The organism is Paenibacillus tritici, assembly GCF_013204885.1.
Lineage (GTDB): Bacteria > Bacillota > Bacilli > Paenibacillales > Paenibacillaceae > Paenibacillus_AQ > Paenibacillus_AQ tritici.
Genome location: NZ_JABMKX010000009.1, coordinates 148,576 through 167,310, shown reverse-complemented (window position 1 = coordinate 167,310; position 18,735 = coordinate 148,576). Strand labels below are relative to the sequence as shown.

Here is an 18,735-nt window from a genome sequence, read left to right as displayed (position 1 = left end):
ATCATCGTCTGGTCCCTACCGCTACCGCCGGAGAAGACGCGGGGTACCGCGCAGTGCAGTAAGATCCGGCGCTCCGATGCCGAACATTACCGTCCGCAGCTCCAGCTCCACCTGGGCCAGCGCCTGATCCAGCGCCTCCTCGGAGCTGACGGCCGGGCCCAGCAGCCCCCGCCCGAAGCCCGCCAGATCCGCCCCCAGCGCCAGCGCCTTCGCGGCATCTACCCCATGCTTCAGCCCGCCGCTGCCGATAAGCGCGCCGTGCGGGGAGATGCCGCGCACCTCGGTAATGCATTCCGCCGTGGGAATCCCCCAGTCGGCGAAGGCCTCCGCAGCCGCACGCCGCACCGGATCAACGCTGCGGAACTTCTCCACCTGGCTCCAGGAGGTGCCGCCCGCACCGGCAACGTCGATGAAGGCAGCCCCTGCCTGATATAGCCGGGCTGCCGTATCGCCGTCAATTCCCCAGCCGACTTCCTTGACACCCACCGGAATCTCAAGACTCCGGCATAACGCCTCTATCCGCTTCAGCAGGGAGCCAAAGCCGGTATCGCCCTCCGGCTGGAACACCTCCTGCAGTCCGTTCAGATGAAGAACCAGCCAGTCGGCTCCCGCAATCTCTACTGCACGGCGGCACTCGTCTACACCGAAGCCGTAGGAGAGCTGTACCGCTCCGACATTGGCAATGACCGGAATCGTGGGCGCCCTGCCGCGCACATGGAAGGTCGGCGCCAGCTCCGCACGTTCTACAGCGGCCCGCACTGAGCCGACGCCAAGCGCCCAGCCCCGGCGCTCAGCGGCTTCGGCAAGCCGGTCGTTGATGCTTCCGGTCGCCAGGCTTCCCCCGGTCATGGAGCTGATCAGCAGCGGGGTGCGCAGCGTACGGCCCAGAAATGCTGTACGCAGCGAGATCTGCTCGAAGTCCAGCTCCGGCAGTGCGTTATGACGGAACCGGTACTGCTCGAAGCCGGTTGTGATTCCGCTGCCGGCGACATCCTCATTCAGGCAGAGCCGCACATGCTCAATCTTCCGTTCTCCGGTTCTGGAGTCGGGCAGCAGAGATTTATGTCCGGCCATGCCTGAAGCAACCTGCTGAACGGGTTCAAGCCCTGTGCCTGACTGCTCAACAGAGCTCCGCGGCACGCCATTCTGCGGCATATCATTCATGCTGTCTTCCTCCGCTCTGTGTCATTATATATGTTCATATCTATTATGTTCATATCTATATGGAAGCGCTTTTTCTATCTTACTCAGCGCTGCTCGGCACAAGTACATTTTATTATAACACAACCCTGCCTGGCCGTTGAATGCAGACAGGGCCATATCCCCTCACCAATGGCTGGCAATGTATTCACCAACCAGCCGTCCGGAGAGCGAGACAACCGGTGTTCCCCCTCCGGGATGGGTGGTACCGCCAACATACCAGAGTCCCTGTACATCCCTGGAGCGGTTGCCCGGACGGGAGAAGGTCTGCCTTACCGTATTGGAGGATATCCCGTATATGGCTCCCTGATGCGCCAGCGTATCACGGGCGATATCCTGCGGGGTATAATGCTCCAGCACCTCCGCTGCGGACAGCCCTGTGATTCCATGGCCCTCCAGTACCGACATTACACGCTCCCCGTAAGCATCCGTCTCCGCACTCCAGTCACAGGCCGGGCTCAGATAAGGCGCATTGGCCAGGATGAACAGATTGCTCCCGCCCGCAGGCGCCATCTCAGGCTCAGAATAACCCGAGTGGCAGACATAGACCGCCGGGTGCTGCGGAGGGCGTCTATGCTCGAAGATATCCTTGAATTCCTGTTCATAGTTCTCCGGGAAAAACACCGTGTGATGCAGCAGCGCATCATACGTGCGCGGCACTCCTGCCAGCGTGACCAGCCCGGACAGGGACGGCTCGTACGCTTCAATTCTGCGGTCCGTCATTCCGGGACGGACCGCTTCGGGCAGCAGCAGCCGGTTGATGCTCAGCACATCGCCACCGGCAATGACCGTCTTGGCCGGATAGAAGCCCTGCGCCGTATCCACACCTTCTACCGCACCGGAGACCACGGATATCCCCGTGACCTCCGTTCCTGTCATTAACTTCACGCCCAGATTGCGGGCCAGGGCAGCCAAGCCGCTGACTAACTCATAGGTGCCGCCCTTCACACCGTATACGCCTTCCTGAATCTCCAGATGTCCGAGCATGGCGAAGATGGAGGGAGAACGATAGGGCGATGACCCGACATAGGTGGCATAGCGGCCCAGCATAGCTAGGGTATTCGGATGAGAGAAGTAACGGAGCAGCAAATCATGCAGGCTGAGAAAAGGCCTTACCCTCAGCAGGTCCCGCACAAGGGAAGGGGATAACTTATCCCTCCAGGACAGCAGCAGCCGGTTCAGGAACTGCTTCTCGCTGAGCCGGTATAGACGGGAGGCTTCCGCCAGAAATTCCGGGTAACGCGAAGCATCTGCGGAACTGTAGGATGCGATCTGCTCGCGCATCCTCCCGGTATCCCGGGACAAGTCAACCACCTTGCCGTCAGCGAACACATTGCGTGTCCGCGGCTCCAGTTCATAGAGCTGAACGTAATCCTCCATGCTGGCCCCCGCAAGCTCATACAAGGAGCGGAAGACATGGGGCATCGTAATTGTACTGGGACCCCTGTCGAAGGTGTAGCCTCCCGTCTCCACACGCTGCAGCTTACCGCCGGGCTGCGGCTGCCGTTCCAGCACGGTCACTTCCCAGCCTTTGGCGGCTAGGGTTACCGCGCAGGACAGACCTCCGAATCCGGCGCCTATAATCACAGCCTTCGGTTTCATTCATAACGCCTTCCTTTCCATTCATAGCCCCCGCGTGTGCGGCTTCCGTTCCAGGATGCAGCCGCAATCAGGGATAAGCAGAGCATAGCCGCCGGGAGAAGAATACAATACCAGAACGGCTGCTTACCGGCAGCATCGCTCGTCCGCTTGACAGCGATACCAGTCAGCAGCGCAGCAGCAGGCCAGATCGCTGCGCCTAACTGACCGCTCAGGCAGCCGTACAGAACGGCAGCCGCAGGCAGCACATACAGCGACCAATACAGGAACAGTACTGCCAGCAGGAGTATAGGGCTGCGGCCGATACCGGCATAGATATTCTTCCGGTAGCCGTTCCATACCTGCTTGGCATTGTGATACATCCGCATCGACACCTGCTCCGTGATATTCATGAGCCTTACCGTCTCTCCCGCCCGCTTCACGGCCCGGGCCAGCGCCATGTCATCCACCAGCGCACTGCGGATGGCCTGATGCCCGCCACAGCGGTCATAACTGCTGCGGCGGATCAGGATGAAGCCGCCATGTGCCGCAACAAACCGCGGATCTCCAGAGCCGCTGACCAGCGGAACGGGCAGGTGGCAGATGATGGTGAAGACCATCAGGGGAACCACCAGCCGCTCCAGCCATGACCCCGTAATCTGCCGGGGGAAGCCTGTAATCATGCCGCTGCCCGCAGCTTCGGCTGCAGAGAGAGCCGCCTGCAGCGCCCCCTGCTGCAGACGGACATCCGCGTCGAGGAACAGCAGCCAGTCTCCGCTTGCAGCTTCCGCAAGCTGAGCGCAGGCATGGGACTTGCCAAGCCATCCCTCGGGTAGCGCCCGGCCCCGCAGAACGCGTACCCTGCCGCCACCGGCCGCAGCAGCCATAGCCCCTGTTCCGTCTGTGGATGAATCATCCAGAACGATGATCTCCACCTCTGCTCCACCGGTGCTGCAAGCCAGCACCGAGGAGAGGCAACCGGCAATGTTATCTGCTTCATTGCGGGCAGGGATCAATACCGACAAGCGCCGGACCCGTGAGGTAGCCTGCGCTGGCTGAACCTTCACCTCTCTCCTCCCCGGACCTGCACCTATTACGGGAAGCTGGGCTGCATTCCATAGCGCGAACAACAGCTGGAGCAGCAGAATACCTGACAGGATTTGAAAGAGCAGGTTCATCGTCTCCCCCTGCCCGGCCGCAGCAGATCCAGCCACTCATTGGTGGATCTCCCTTTGCGCAGCAGCGGCCTGAATTCATCCGGCATGTACCCTTTATGATGAATGATCCTGCTCCGGTGTGCCTCCAGTTGTTCACTAAGAACAGTCTCCAGCGTGCGGGCTATTACGGAGCGGTCCATCTCCGCCCATGGCAGGAGCTGCGGCGCTCCGGCCAGCAGTGTAGCTTCCGGCTTGGTATGACGGAACAGGCCGTGATACAGCGTTACCGGCACTACGGCAGTCTGCGGACTGAGGCGCAGCACTAAGGCCGCCCCTGCCTTCAGGCTCAGCGGGCGGTGCTCCAGCGGCAGAATTTCACCTTCGGGATACATCCAGACACTCTCCCCTGCTTGCAGTAATCCGGCTGTATAACGCAGCGAAGCCCGCAAGTCGCCTGTGCTGCCGGAGTTAATGGAATAGGCCCCAAGCTTTCGGAAGAAGGCATATTTGCGCAGCTGCTCCTCTTCCATCATGAAGTAATGGCGGCTGCCGGGCAGCTTCCCGGCGGCGTGATAAGCCAGCAGACCGTCCCACCACGAGCTGTGATTCATCAGATAGAGAATCCCCCGGCCTGCAGCGGCAGAGGGCTGGAGTTCGCCGCTGATTCCGATGGAATGGAAATGTCTGCGCAGCAGATACATTGAATTATAGCGGTAGAACACCCGGTCAAAGCTTCCCGACTTGACGGCTTCCAGCATAACGCAGACTCCCTTCAGCCAGAGCAATACCCGCCACGGCGATAACCGCACAGGCTGGCAGTCCCTCTGTAAGACTGATCAGACCGAACATAATCAGAATCGCCTGATACAAGCGGGTGCCCCGGCGGGCAGCAAGCCGGGCCACCGGCACAGCCGGAAGCAGCATGGACAAGAGCCCGCCTGCAATCAGCCAGCCGCCGAAGTTGCTCCAGGGCACCTGGTAGAAGCCCCCGCCGCCCTCCCAGTGCCAGAAGCCCCTCGCATGGGCAACAGGATCAAGCACCAGATCCATCAGCACCGTCCAGAAGCCCACCTGAACAGCCCGCAGCAGCCGCAGCCTGAAGCCCCGCTGTCCGGCATCATGACTAATCAGTACGGCATTGCACACGACAGCGATCCAGGCGAAGCCCAGTGTAACCGGCACACCGAAGAATAAAGGCCCCAGAATAGTAGAGTAACTATAATCTCCAAACAACCGGCCGGAATGTACACCTACCCATTCGACCGCCATTCCTCCCAGCCAGATCAGCGCCAAGGCGTACCAGAATCGCGCTTTGCGCCAGCCTCCCGAAGAATTGACTGACCAGTCAGACATAAAAGGCTGAACTCGCCCCTTGGATAATAAATCCACGGCATATGCGGCATAGAACACGAGAAACAATCCGTTGGAGAAACGCAGGCTTTGGGGAATTCCGAACCAGATCAGCAGCAGAGCGCCAATGACATACCAGATCCAAAAAAGAATTCTGACCATCCTCAGACCACCGCAGTTCTTATACCGGCATAGCGCACAACCGTACGCTGGAACAGCTGGAGCTTGGCTTCATCACTGACATAAGAGCGCTTGTGAAAAACGTCATAACCGTCTGCCTCCACCGCATCCAGAATGGCAGCATAGAAGGAGGCGGCGAGTTCAATGGCAAGTCCGCTCTCCAAAGGATACGTGTGCACATTCTCCAGCCCCTGGTGGAACCAGCCCAGCGCCTCTGTCTTAAGCTCCTGGATTACTGCGATAAACCGCGGGTTGACCTCCCCGTCTTCCAGTTCCCGCTGGCTGTAGCCATGTCTCCCCATCACCTCAAGCGGCACATACCTCCGTCCTCTGCGCAGATCCTCCCCCACATCACGGATGATATTCACAAGCTGCATCCCTATCCCCAGAGCAATTCCAGCCGTTCGTGCCGCTTCACTCTGATCATCCCGCAGGACGGGCAGCAGCATCTCCCCGACAGTCCCCGCCACAAGATAGCAGTAGTCCTGAAGCTGCTCCATCGTGTCATATTGAGTGAAGGACAGATCTCTGAGCTGACCCTCCATTTGCAGATGGAAGGGCTCACGCTGAAGCTGCGGGAAGCTGCTGAACAGCCAGCGCAGCGCCGGCCAGATGAAATGCCCTTCCGCCGTCTCCAGATTCCTGAAATGCGCCCGCAGCTCATGAATGCTGTACGGCGAATGCTCAGGCTCATCCACACTATCATCTATAATCCGGCAAAAGGCATAAATCACATGCACCGCTTCACGCCTGGGACTTGGCAGAACATCAAACGCTTTATGAAAGGAGGTAGACCCTCTCTTCATCAATTCCTCGCATTGCTGCAGTATCCTTTCATTCATCTACGCTCATCTCCTTTATCATTTGCTGAACGGCAAGCTTCGCTCCCTGCATCACAATCGGCACACCGCCGCCGGGGTGGACGGATGCGCCTGCGGCATATAGCCCTTGGAGCGGATAGGGCTTCGGCTGGGGCCGGAATACCCCCGACTGGCTCAGCAGCGGGGCAATGCCGAAGCTGCCTCCGCCGTACATCCCTTCCTTCTGGGCATCAGCGGGAGTTCTTAGCCTCCGCCAGATCAGACTCGCGGCAAGCCCGGGGAAGCCCCGCTGCTCCGCATCCGCCAGCACCTTGTCGGCCAGCGCTCCGGCCAGCTCCCCCCAGTCCTTATCCGGTGCTGCCGGAACGGGAACAAGGAAATACAGCACGCTTTGTCCGGGAGGGGCCGCGCTGCTGTCCAGCGCTACCGGATTGAATACATAATAAGAGGAATCTGCGGGGATCTGTCCCCGGTCAAACAGCTCATGAAGGCTGCTGTTCAGACTATCCGGCAGGAAGAACTGGTGAACCAGTGACTGCGGCCACCGTTTGTCCGTAGCCGCATAGATCAGCAGGCAGCCCGAGGAAGGCTTGAAGCTCCCCCGCTTGATCCTTTTGGGGGATATGCGGCTGCCCTTATTTGCACTTACATCCAGAGCGCGCTCCTGCTTGAAGACACCCGGTGGAAGCAGCTTCTCGACATGCGGGAAATCACCGTTATACAGTACAGCATCATAAGGGATCTCCTTCCCTTGAACAACAACTCCGCGGCAGCGGCTTCCCGCAACAAGCAAGGACTCCACTTCTGTGCCCGTATGAATCTCTGTCCCCCGGCTCTCCAGCTCCCGGGCCATGATCTGCGGCAGCGTGCCATACCCGCCCTTCAGCATCCAGATGCCGAAGGCATGTTCGGCGTAAGGGAGCATCGTGTAGATACCCGGGGTGCGGAACGGCGCCCCTCCGATATATAGGCTCTGGAGGGAGAAGGCATCTCTAAGCTCCTCATGCCGGAAGTACTGGCCGACGGCAGAGCGCAGGCTCTGGTAAGCGCGCAGGCGGACCATCAGCGACAGGTTGGCCGGGCTGAAGAACTCCCGCCCGTTCGGATACCCCCGCTCAAGAAATGAAGTCCGGCCCTGCGGATACAGCACCGACATCTCGTTCATGAATCGGGTGAAGCCCTTGCCTTCTCCAGGATAGATGCGGTCAATCTCCTCCGCCTGCGCCGAAGCATCGGCGAACTTGGTCAAGACGCGCCCGCTCCTGAAGTGGACCCGGTAGAGCGGATCACAGTGCAGCAGCTCCAGGCTTCCGCGCGGCAGCCCGCCTTCTTCCAGAATCCCCAGCAGCATCTCCGGCAGCAGCACGATGGTAGGCCCACGGTCAATCCGGTAGCCGCCCTCCTCTTCAAAAGCGACCCGCCCGCCCACCTGGGCAGCGCGCTCATATATCACAACCTCATGCCCCTGACGGGTGAGCAGCAGCGCTGCCGTCAGACCGCCGATCCCGCTGCCCACGATGGCAACGCGGCTCATAGCGGCACCCCTGCGCCCGCGCCGTGAGCGCCGGTCTGCACAGTGAATCTGCCCCGCACAGCCTGGTCATGCTTCCGCAGCAGCTGCGCACTGATCTTGGCCGACTCGAAGATCGTCGGCAGACCGCTGCCCGGATGTGTTCCGCCCCCGACCAGCCAGATGCCGCGCACCTCCTCGAAGGTGTTGTGCGGCCGCAGATGCATCATCTGCCCCAGGTTATGGGCCAGATTGAAGGTTGCACCGTTATAGACATTCTGCTTGTCCTGCCAGTCCTGCGGCGAGAAGAACAGGCGCTCTTCCACCCGTCCGGCTATTCCCGCGAGCTGCGGGATCTGCTCCAGCCGCTCCATCATCCAGTCCTCAACCTCAGCGCGCTCCTGCTCCCAGTTGATATCTGCACTCAGATTCGGCACCGGCATCAGCACATAGAGCGAGGATTTGCCCGGAGGCGCCAGCGTCTTATCAATGACCGAAGGATTATGGATGTAGATGGAGGCATCATCCGACAAGACGCCCAGCTCGGTGATCTCCCTGACATTACGCCGGTAATCTGCGGCGAAGTGAACCGAATGATGATCAAGCTCCACCTCTCCATCTATCCCCAGATAGAGCATGGCTGTGGAGCAGGAATATCTTTTGCGGGCAACCTTGGCGGGGGTATACTTCTTCAGCAGGCCCGGCTCGAACAACTGTGTCATCGCGGAGCCGAAATCTGCTCCAATCACAATGTAATCTGCCTCCACCTTCTCCCCGTTCTCCAGCAGCAAGCCTGCGGCATGTCCGTTCTTGACCAGAATGCGCTTCACTCCGCTTGCCGTATGCACCTGCCCGCCATGCTCCTGAATCACCTCGGCCATGGCCTGAAGCACACGGTTAATTCCGCCTATCGGGTGGTACAGGCCGTAGCGGTGTTCCATGTAAGACAGAATCGTGAAGGTGCCTGGACATTCCCAGGGCGACATCCCCAGATACTTGGCCTGGAACGTGAATGAGAAGCGCAGCCGTTCATCATCGAAATACCGGGACAGCCGGTTGTATACGTTGTCTGCGGCATTCAGCTTGGGCAGCGCATGCAGCACATCTCTTTTCATATAATCACCGAGCGATTGGAACGGACGCTGCAGCAGCGGAATCACCCGCTCCAGCTTGTCGCCCTCTTCGGCCATGAACCGGCGGTAGCCGTTGCCGTTGCCGGGGAATAGCCGCTCAATCTCTTCAGCCGTCTGGACCTGATTCGTGGACGGTGTAAATACGGTATCTCCAAAATGCAGGGAATACAGCGGGTCAAGCGGCTTCAAGGAAACATAGTCATGTACAGACCGCCCTGCCAGAGCGAACAGCTCCTCCAGCAAATGCGGCATCATCAAAAAGGTAGCCCCCCGGTCAAAACGGTAATCTCCCAGCCTCAGTTCTCCTGATCTTCCGCCAACCGTGGCCTGCTGCTCGTAGAGCTCCACTTCATATCCTTCGGCGGACAGCAGCATCGCTGCGGCCAATCCGCCCGGCCCTGCGCCGATTACTGCAACTTTTGCCGTACCTGTGGTTCCAGTCAAGCGGCTTCCTCCTTATACCTGCTACCTGCAATATGTAGGCAGATCTCTATTTCCAAACATTATACAAAAACTATACAATAGTTATACAAGTATAATACCCATTTTGTATAGCCATGTAAATATCATCCTCCGGACTTCCAGCAATTAGATTACTAGACTTGTCCGAAGCACAAAAAGAACCGGCCAGCCACCCTTAGCGGGTTCCTGATCGGTCCAAATATTAGTCTGCTCTATTAAAATTCAGTGAGCCTGCTCATTCTTAGGCCTGATTCCGGTGAATTCCTGATCGAACCAGGCCTGCCACTGCTCTGGAGGCTCGGTCATCCTGTAGGTCGCCCTGGTATCTTGGGACCTGGACGATTCATAGGCTCTGCCGCCCACAATAAGCTGCATCTCCGGGTACAGGCTGCCCAGCCGTCCAAGCAAATCCTCAGTGTAGTCTACAAGGTCTTCATTCGTAACGGATAGACAGACCGCCCCGATCCGGTCCTGCTTCACCAGCATATCCATCACGCCCTCCTCAGGCGTATTGGCCCCCAGGTAGATAACCTCAACCCCGTTCCTGCGCAAAAACAGCGAGAACAGCAGCAGCCCGATCTGATGATGCTCTCCCGCCGGACAGAAGGCAAGCACCTTCGGCAAATGGGCATACACAGGAAACACATGAAGGAACTGGGACAGCCGGCTTGAAATCATATGCGTCATATAATGCTCCTGGGCCACCGTTGCCGTTCCCTGCTCCCAGGCCTCGCCGACCTTCACCAGCACCGGCACAAGCACCTGATGCACCATCGCCTCATAGCCGTACAAGGAGAACCCGAAGTCGATCAGCGCATCCGCACGCTCCCCCTGGATTTCGAGCAGCGCCGCATAGATCTGCTGCTTCATTTTGTCCATGGCATCCTTGGGGTCCCCGCCCGCTGCGGACAGGCGTTCATCCAGATCCTTCTGCTTATGCTTCTTCAGCATCCGCACGGCATGTGAGATACTGATGCCCTGTTTATCAGTCTGTTCCTTCAACCAGCGAAGGTCCTCAATATTCTCCTGATTGTACAGTCTATAGCCGGACTCGGTACGCTCCGGAACGACAGCCTGATACCTGTTCTCCCATGCCCGCAGAGTGACAGAAGGAATATCGAGCATTTCGACGACCTGTTTGATGGAATACACGATAGATTTCACTCTCTTCCTGTTAACACTGAATACTTTTGAAGATTCAAACCTTATACAAATTATTTACACTCATTATACATTTGCTTGTCTGTTATGTCATTAGAACTTGTATAATGCAGCTTTACAGGAATGATTCGGAATAAATTCAGCGGATTTAGCAAAAATACATCTTTCAGGTCATTTTGCACTCTGCTGCTTCACTTCTCCTTAGCGGGCGTTATAGGTACTTACAATGCCTGCGCCAAGTATACGAACACCGGCACCGCAGCACAACCAGGAGGATTATTCTATGAATCGAAGCAGCCGCCCCATCACACCCGAACAGTTGCAGCTAACCCTGGCTTCCGGTGCCATCACAGCCACCCGCCGCAAGCGGAGGAAGCGCCTCGTCCTGCGCCGCCCTCGGCTATGGAGTGCCATTATCCTTCTCCTTCTTTGGCTTGCCGGGGTAATGGTCTACCAGACCCATAAGCCGCTTCCTCCCGGACTTTCCATGGAGAGCCCTGCTTATAAGGTCGATAAGGTTGACTTCTGGCAGGATCTGACCTATCAGGACAGCAGCGGGGCCCAAGCGAGGGAAGAACAGATTCTGCCAAGAATGCTGGAGATCATAGAAGAATCCAGACAATTCCTGGTGATTGATCTGTTCCTGTTCAATGGTTACACCCACACCGACCAGCAGTTCCCGGCAGTCAGCCGGAAGCTTACCGATAAGCTGCTCGCCCACAAGGCCGCCTATCCCGGAATGGAGATCGTCTTCATCACTGATGAGGTGAACACGAATTACGGCTCTGCTCCTAACGCCCTCCTGGAAAAGATGAAAGCAGCCGGAATCAAGGTGATTCTGACCGATGTGGATGACCTGCGCGATTCGACTCCGGCTTATTCGGCGGTCTGGCGCACCTTCATCCAGTGGTTCGGCCAATCCGGCACAGGCTGGATTCCGAATCTGATGGCCAGCGGAGGGCCCGATATTACCGCACGTTCCTATCTGAAGCTGCTGAATGTCAAGGCTAACCACCGCAAGGTTGTACTCAGTGAGAACACCGCGCTGATCTCCTCCGGCAATGTGCATGACGCCAGTGCCTATCATTCCAATATTGCCCTGGAGGTGCAAGGCCCCATCCTGGCGGATATTCTGCAGAGCGAGCAAGCTGCAGCTAATCTGTCGGGAGCCGGTCCCCTGCTGAGCAAGCAGCCTGACTTCGGGAAGCCTGCCGCCACCGCCGGAGGATCTCCGCTTGAAGTCCGCTATTTGACCGAAGGCAAGGTGTACAAATATGCTCTGGAGGGCATCGCCTCAGCAGGACCGGGGGATGTCATCTGGATGGGCATGTTCTATCTGGCAGACGATGGGATCATTGATGCCCTGCTTGCGGCAGATGCAAGGGGCGCTGAAGTCAGGCTGCTGCTTGATCCCAATCAGAATGCGTTCGGACGGGACAAAATCGGCATCCCGAACCGCCCCGTTGCCATGGAGCTGGACCAGAAATCCGCAGGCAATATCCTGATCCGCTGGTACAATACGGGTAAGGAGCAGTATCACAGCAAGCTGATGTTCATTGCGAAGGCGTCCGGCGACTCCATCATCCTGGGCGGATCAACGAATTTCACAACCCGTAATCTGGACGATTATAATCTGGAGAATAATCTCTTCGTGTCCGTGCCGCGCGGGCAGCCTCTCTATGCTGACATGGAAGGCTACTTCAACCGTCTGTGGAACAACGAAGGAGCTGAGTACAGCCTGCCGTTCAAGGAATATCAGAGTGAGCTTACCTGGATTAAATATATGATCTACCGGATACAGACCCGCCTCGGGTTCACTACCTTCTGATTGTACCCAGTTGTGCCCAGGCTCAGAGCAATAGGGGGAAATGTCCGGGGGGGTGGGAAATTGGAACCTCTGAGGGTACTGCCTCCTCCTGCTAGAAGCAAGTGGAATAACGTATCTTAATATGCGCATTTCTGAGAGATTGCCGGAAGCAAGTGGATAAACGGCATCTAATCATATTCGTTTTCACTGCTATGGTAATATCGGGCGCAATTAAGTGCTGTTTATCCATCTGCTGACCTAGCAGCGTTCATTCGTTCATCAGCAAGTGCTGTAAATCCAACTGCTTCAGTCTACGTAACATTAGAGCTCGTCCGGTACGCTATTGCAGAACACTGTTGCCATACGAGTTATCCGTATTCTTCCATTGTATAACTCCCTATTCAAAAGACTGCGAAAATCACAAAAACGGTACCGTCCATTTACAGGACGGTACCGTTTTGTATTTCTGTCCCGCCTACAGCAGCGGGGACATCAGCCGGGCTGCCGATTCCAGCAGCCGCTCCAGCAGTCTTTTCTCCATGAAGGTCTCATGGACAATCTGCCGCGTGGACTGCAGGTCACGCTCGAAGTCTGCGACAATGCGCGAGACACTCTCGGTCTGCAGCAGCAGCGCATTCACCTCAAAGTTAAGATGGAAGCTGCGCATATCCATATTGGCGGTTCCGATCGTCGCAATCTCTCCGTCTGCAATCAGCAGCTTGGAGTGGATGAAGCCCTTCTCATATTCATAGATCTTCACGCCTGACTCCAGCAGCGCCGGGAAGTAGGAATGGGACGCCAGGAAGGGAATCCATTTATCCGGCTTGGCCGGGAACAGCAGTCGCACATCCAGACCCGACATTGCCGCCACACGCAGCGCAGTCAGAATATCCTCGTCAGGAATGAAGTAAGGGCTGGCGATCCAGACCGACTTCTCTGCTGTGGTAATCATCGAGAAGAAAATATTCTTGAGGGCACGCCGCTCATTATCCGGGCCGCTGGCAATAATCTGCACCGCCCCGTCTCCGGTGGTGAAACGAAGCTGCGGGGAGAGATAATCCTGCTCCATGATTTTTTCGCCGGTGGTATGCATCCAGTCCTGGAGGAAGATAATCTGCATCGTCCGCACTGCTTCACCTCTCAGCAGCATATGCGTGTCCCGCCAGAAGCCGTAGGTCTTGCTGCGGCTTAAGTACTCGTCGCCGACATTCAGCCCGCCCATGAATCCGACATCGCCGTCAATGACTACGATTTTGCGGTGATTCCGGTAGTTCACCCGGCTGGAGAAGAAGGAGGTCGAGTTGCCATAAGCAGCCACCTGCACCCCGGCATCACTGAGCTCCTTAAGGAAAGCCCGGGACAATTGAATGCTGCCCACCGCATCATACATGAACCGGACAGCAACGCCCGCGCGGGCCTTCTCAATCAGAATCTGCTGAATGCGCGTACCGATATGATCCGCTCTGAAAATATAATATTCCATATGAATATGATGCTGCGCCTGACGCAGCTCGAGCAGCAGGGTGCCGAAGGTCTCTTCCCCGTTCGTCAGAATACGCGTCTCTGAGCTGAAGGAGATCGACGTCCGGCCCAGTCTTTGCGATAATCCCAGCAGCTTCTGCCGCGCGGGGGTGAACACCGACCAGTCCTGGTGCATCCGCAGCGCGTCATTCTCAATCCGTTCATAGGCCATCAGATCGCGCTGGGCTTTTTTGTCATACTTGCGCCGCTTGAATACATTCTGTCCGAACAGGAAATAGAACACAAGTCCCAGCACCGGAATCAGCGCAAGCAGCAGAATCCAGGATACCGTGGTAGAGGGATTGCGGTTCTCCATGAAGATCCCCAGTCCGATAGAGATGACCGTCAAGGTGGAGAAAATACTAATAATTGTTCCGGCAGTACTGCCGAAAATCCCAAATCCAAAATAATAAAAAGCCAGCATAGCACCTATGATGACTATGGCCTGAAGTCCTCTTCTCATATGCAACCTACCTTCTCATTCTTCCGTTCATCACCAAACTGACACATTTATATATTACATGAAGAATCGTTATCTTCCTACTGAAACTGCAAATTTGTAATGCTGCAGGATATATAATATAATCTCACTGACCATTCAGTCAAATACAGAACTTCATAGTCAGAACGGGGGCCAGGCTGGCATTGACCGCTAAAAGCACGACCAAAAAAGAACAAATCATCAAGACAGCCATGCAGCTGTTTGCTGTGAAAGGCTCGTCCTCTACCTCCATGCAGGAGATTGCCGAACTATGCGGGATCTCTAAGGGAAGCCTCTATCTGATCTTCAAATCCAAGGAGGAGCTGGAACGCAGCATCTACATCTATTGCTTCCGGATGATTCATGATCCCCTCCAGCGGGAGGAGCAAGAGACCGGCAGAGCGCCACGGGAGAAGCTGCGTAACCAGCTCGAAATTCTGCTTAGCCATGTCTACGAGCTGCGCGAATTCCTGCAGCGCCAGTTCCAGGAGGTAGCCGGCAGAGGCATAACCGAGACCCCGGACTGGGTAGCGCAGAATAACGCTGCCCTGCTGCGCTGGTTCCAGCATAAGCTGGAGCTCATGTACGGGCCTGAGATTCTGCCCTACGCAGGCGATCTGTGCCTGCTCAGTCATGGCATGATCCACGCCAGCATCAAGCTGCTGTTCGGCGGGGAGGCCTCTGTCTCCATCCCTGACCTGGCGGACCGCCTGGTGGACTGGCTGGATATTCTGGTATCCGGCCTGCTTGCAGGGCAGCCCGCTCCCCTGATCTCTTCCGCAGTCCTCGCCGCATGGGCCGAGGGATACGGGGAGAACCCGCGCCAGAGTCCGCTTCAGCTGATCAAAGCCATGAAGCTCCTGCTCAGTGAAGCGGACGGTTCGCACCAGGAACATGCCGAAGACGGGCTGGAGTCGCTGAACATCCTGGAGAGCGAGATTCTTACCTCCCACCCCCGTAAAGCGATTCTTCAAGGCATGATAGCCAATCTCCAGGGATACCCTGTGTTATCCGGCGAACTCAGTCAACTGAAGAAGCAATTCGCTCCCTTTATGCAGACTTCCTGCGGGCTTCATGAATGACCCATGCAGCACGCTTCAAATATCAAGAATAATTGTACTGGAGGATCGACTCACTAATGAAAAGCCTAATTAATTTCTCACTCCGTAACAAATTCGCTGTCTGGCTGCTGACGATTATTATCGTCTTCGCCGGTCTGTACAGCGGGTTGACCATGAAGCAGGAGACTCTGCCTAATATTAGTATCCCTTATCTCAGCATTACTACTATTTATCCCGGAGCCGCACCCGAGGGCGTCGTGAATGATGTCAGTAAGCCGCTGGAGCAGAAGCTGCGCAACGTGGACGGCGTGAAGATGCTGACGTCCACATCGCTGGAGAATGCCTCCAGCGTTACCATTGAATTCGACTATGGCACCAATCTGGATAATGCAACCGCAGCAGTGCGCGAAGCCCTGAATGAGGTATCGCTGCCGGATAATGTGCAGAAGCCGCAAATCTCGCGCTTCAGCCTCAGCTCGCTGCCGGTCATCTCACTCAGTATCTCTGACGAGAGTTCAGCCGATCTGGAGGAGCTGACCCGGATTGCCGAGAACGATATCCGCCCCGCTCTGGAAGATGTGGAAGGCGTAGCCTCCGTCCAGATTGCCGGACAATACGTCAAAGAGGTCTCGCTGAAGTTCAATCAGGATAAGCTGAAGCAATACGGGCTGACGGAGGACACGATCAAAGGCATCATCCAGGCCTCTTCCCTGCGCGTTCCGCTGGGGCTGTTCGAGATGGACAAATCCCAGAAGGCTGTTGTCGTTGACGGCAATATCACTACGGTGGAAGACCTGCAAAATGTCAGCATTCCGCTAATTCCTTCCGCCGCTCCAGGCGGTGCTGCCGGAGCGGGCGCGGCGGGCGCAGGTGCGGCTGGTGCAGCTGGCGGTACCGCCGGTGCAAGCGCAGGAGCTGGTGCAGCTTCGGGCAATGCCGGTGCTGCGGCCATGACCGGACTGCCGACGGTGAAGCTGAGCGAACTGGCTGCTATTGAAGTAGTCGGCAAATCGGAGTCAATCTCCCGCACGAACGGCAAAGAGTCGATCGGGATTCAGATTGTGAAGGCCAACGATGCCAACACCGTTGATGTCGTCAATGGAGTCAAAGACAAGACGGAAGAGCTGAAGAAGCAATACAAGTCGATGGATCTGACGGTGCTGCTGGACCAGGGCAAGCCGATTGAGGATTCCGTGAATACGATGTTGTCCAAGGCCGCATTCGGTGCCCTGTTCGCCGTACTCATTATTCTGCTGTTCCTGCGGAATATCCGTTCCACCATTATCTCCATTATCTCGATTCCATTATCACTGCTGATTGCTGTATTATGCCTGCGGCAAATGGATATTACCCTCAACATGATGACTCTCGGCGCCATGACCGTCGCCATCGGGCGGGTAGTCGATGACTCCATTGTCGTGATTGAGAACATCTTCCGGCGGCTTACACTGTCCGGCGAGAGGCTGCGCGGCAGAGAGCTGATCAGCGCGGCTACCCGTGAGATGTTCGTGCCGATCATGTCTTCAACGATTGTTACGATTGCCGTCTTCCTGCCGCTCGCTTTTGTCAGCGGTATGGTCGGTGAGCTGTTCCTGCCGTTCGCCCTGACCATGGTGTTCGCGCTGCTGGCTTCGCTGGTTGTCGCAATTACCCTTGTGCCTGCGCTGGCCCATACCCTGTTCCGTAATGGACTGAAGAAGGGCAAGAGCAGCCACGGAGACAAGCCCGGTGCCATGGCCGGTGGGTATGTCAAAATTCTGGATTGGTGCCTCTCGCACAAGCTGATTACCTTCGGCGTTGCCGTGCTGCTGCTGGCAGGCAGTCTGTTCCTGATCAAGCCGATCGGCGTCAGCTTCCTGCCTTCGCAGGAAGAGAAGAATGTTATGCTTACCTTCTCCCCCAAGGCCGGCCAGACGCTGGAGGATGTCAAGGAGCAGGGGCTCGTGGCCGAGAAGTTCATTCTGGCACAGAAGCATCTGGACCAAATGCAGTACTCTATCGGCGGCAGCAGCCCGTTCGGGCCTAGCTCCGGCAATTCAGGACTGTTCTATGTCACATATGACAGCAACACGCCTGATTTCGATACCGTGAAGGAAAAGTTAATCGAAGGACTGTCCAAGGAAGTTCCGAATGGCGTGTGGGGCGATATGTCCGGCATGGCAGGCGGCGGCTTGGGCGGCAGTACACTTACCGTCAATATTTACGGCGATACGCTGGAGCAGCTCAAACCGGTAGCCGATGAGATTGCCGGAATCGTTCAGGCAGATACCAAGAACTTCAAAGACGGGGAGACGAGTCTCTCCGAAGCCTATGATCAATACACCATCGTGGCAGACCAGGCCAAGCTTAGCTCACTGGGCTTAACCGCCGGACAGATTGCGATGAAGCTAAGCCCTGCCGGAACCCGGCCTGTACTGACAGAAGTCCAGCTGGACGGCAAGGATTATAAGGTCTACATCGAGACGGACAAAGATTCCTATAGCAGCATTGAAGAAATGCAGGCCGCTACGCTCACCTCACCGCTGGGCATTACCGTACCCATTGGAGAGGTTGCCCGTATTGAGCAAGGCCAGTCGCCCGACTCCATCACCCGCGAGGACGGCAAAATGAAGGTCGATGTGACCGCCGAAATTATCTCGAATGACATCAGCAGCGCTTCAAAGGCGGTACAGGACAAAATCGACGCCCTGGATCTCCCGGATGGTGTGACCATCACCTTCGGCGGTGTTACCGAACAGATTAATGAAACGTTCGGCCAGCTGGGGATCGCCATGCTCGCGGCAATCGCCATTGTATACTTCGTGCTTGTGGTTACTTTTGGCGGCGGTCTGGCACCATTCGCCATTCTGTTCTCCCTGCCGTTCACAGTAATCGGCGCGCTGGTGGCCCTGCTTCTTGCAGGTGAAACCCTGAACGTCTCTGCCCTCATGGGCGCCCTGATGCTGATCGGTATCGTCGTCACCAATGCGATTGTATTGATTGACCGCGTAATCCATAAGGAACAGGAAGGCATGTCCACCCGCCAGGCCTTGCTTGAGGCCGGAGCTACCCGTCTGCGCCCGATTCTCATGACTGCGCTCGCTACCATAGGCGCCCTGCTGCCATTGGTTACAGGCCTTGAGAACAGCGCTGGAATTATCTCCAAGGGACTTGGCGTAACGGTGATCGGCGGTCTCGTCAGCTCCACGCTCCTGACCCTGGTCGTTGTACCGGTGGTGTATGAGTTCCTGATGAGATTCCGCAGCAAAAAGACATATGAATAACGGATGAACCTCCGTTTCAGTTATATAGAGTGGACCTAAGATAATAACGT

The 18,735-nt window shown here is 56.7% G+C and carries 13 protein-coding genes; 3 read left to right on the top strand and 10 right to left on the bottom strand.

The window, feature by feature from the left end:
- Positions 1-21: 21 nt before the first annotated feature.
- The 9 genes from fni to HQN87_RS33030 form a co-directional block, all read right to left on the bottom strand.
- Complete coding sequence (gene fni, locus HQN87_RS17515) at positions 22-1,074, bottom strand: type 2 isopentenyl-diphosphate Delta-isomerase (RefSeq protein WP_254075548.1); 1,053 nt, start codon at positions 1,072-1,074, stop codon at positions 22-24.
- A 252-nt stretch (positions 1,075-1,326) separates the two neighbouring features.
- Entirely contained in the window at positions 1,327-2,802 is a 1,476-nt protein-coding gene (locus tag HQN87_RS17510; RefSeq protein WP_173136056.1) for a phytoene desaturase family protein, read from the bottom strand.
- Positions 2,799-3,992 (bottom strand): glycosyltransferase family 2 protein, encoded by a 1,194-nt coding sequence (locus HQN87_RS17505; RefSeq protein ID WP_367272741.1) that lies wholly within the window; start codon positions 3,990-3,992, stop codon positions 2,799-2,801. The genes HQN87_RS17510 and HQN87_RS17505 overlap by 4 nt, the downstream gene beginning before the upstream one ends.
- Positions 3,953-4,693 carry a lysophospholipid acyltransferase family protein gene (locus tag HQN87_RS17500; RefSeq protein WP_173136054.1) on the bottom strand — a complete coding sequence of 247 codons (741 nt, stop codon included), beginning with the start codon at positions 4,691-4,693 and terminating at the stop codon, positions 3,953-3,955. The genes HQN87_RS17505 and HQN87_RS17500 overlap by 40 nt, the downstream gene beginning before the upstream one ends.
- Entirely contained in the window at positions 4,662-5,447 is a 786-nt protein-coding gene (locus tag HQN87_RS17495) for a carotenoid biosynthesis protein (RefSeq protein WP_173136052.1), read from the bottom strand. The genes HQN87_RS17500 and HQN87_RS17495 overlap by 32 nt, the downstream gene beginning before the upstream one ends.
- Positions 5,448-5,449: 2 nt before the next feature.
- Positions 5,450-6,307, bottom strand: coding sequence for a phytoene/squalene synthase family protein (locus HQN87_RS17490; protein ID WP_173136050.1), 858 nt, complete (start codon positions 6,305-6,307; stop codon positions 5,450-5,452).
- Complete coding sequence (locus HQN87_RS17485; protein ID WP_173136048.1) at positions 6,300-7,820, bottom strand: phytoene desaturase family protein; 1,521 nt, start codon at positions 7,818-7,820, stop codon at positions 6,300-6,302. The genes HQN87_RS17490 and HQN87_RS17485 overlap by 8 nt, the downstream gene beginning before the upstream one ends.
- Positions 7,817-9,373: a phytoene desaturase family protein gene (locus tag HQN87_RS17480; RefSeq protein WP_301953188.1), complete on the bottom strand. Its 1,557-nt coding sequence runs from the start codon at positions 9,371-9,373 to the stop codon at positions 7,817-7,819. The genes HQN87_RS17485 and HQN87_RS17480 overlap by 4 nt, the downstream gene beginning before the upstream one ends.
- Positions 9,374-9,613: 240 nt before the next feature.
- Positions 9,614-10,543, bottom strand: coding sequence for a MerR family transcriptional regulator (locus HQN87_RS33030; protein ID WP_173136046.1), 930 nt, complete (start codon positions 10,541-10,543; stop codon positions 9,614-9,616).
- A 292-nt stretch (positions 10,544-10,835) separates the two neighbouring features.
- On the opposite strand from HQN87_RS33030, the gene HQN87_RS17470 reads away from it, so the two are divergent.
- A complete protein-coding gene (locus tag HQN87_RS17470; protein ID WP_173136044.1) occupies positions 10,836-12,380 on the top strand; it encodes a phospholipase D family protein in 1,545 nt (514 codons plus the stop codon).
- A gap of 454 nt (positions 12,381-12,834) precedes the next feature.
- On the opposite strand, the gene cls is transcribed toward HQN87_RS17470, so the two are convergent.
- Positions 12,835-14,343, bottom strand: coding sequence for a cardiolipin synthase (gene cls, locus HQN87_RS17465; RefSeq protein WP_173136042.1), 1,509 nt, complete (start codon positions 14,341-14,343; stop codon positions 12,835-12,837).
- A 182-nt stretch (positions 14,344-14,525) separates the two neighbouring features.
- Here cls and HQN87_RS17460 point away from each other — a divergent pair, with 182 nt between their 5' ends.
- Together HQN87_RS17460 and HQN87_RS17455 are read left to right on the top strand one after the other, a co-directional pair.
- Positions 14,526-15,443, top strand: coding sequence for a TetR/AcrR family transcriptional regulator (locus HQN87_RS17460; protein WP_173136040.1), 918 nt, complete (start codon positions 14,526-14,528; stop codon positions 15,441-15,443).
- A 56-nt stretch (positions 15,444-15,499) separates the two neighbouring features.
- Positions 15,500-18,685, top strand: a complete 3,186-nt coding sequence (locus HQN87_RS17455) for an efflux RND transporter permease subunit (protein WP_173136038.1) — start codon at positions 15,500-15,502, stop codon at positions 18,683-18,685.
- The last annotated feature ends 50 nt before the right edge of the window (positions 18,686-18,735 follow it).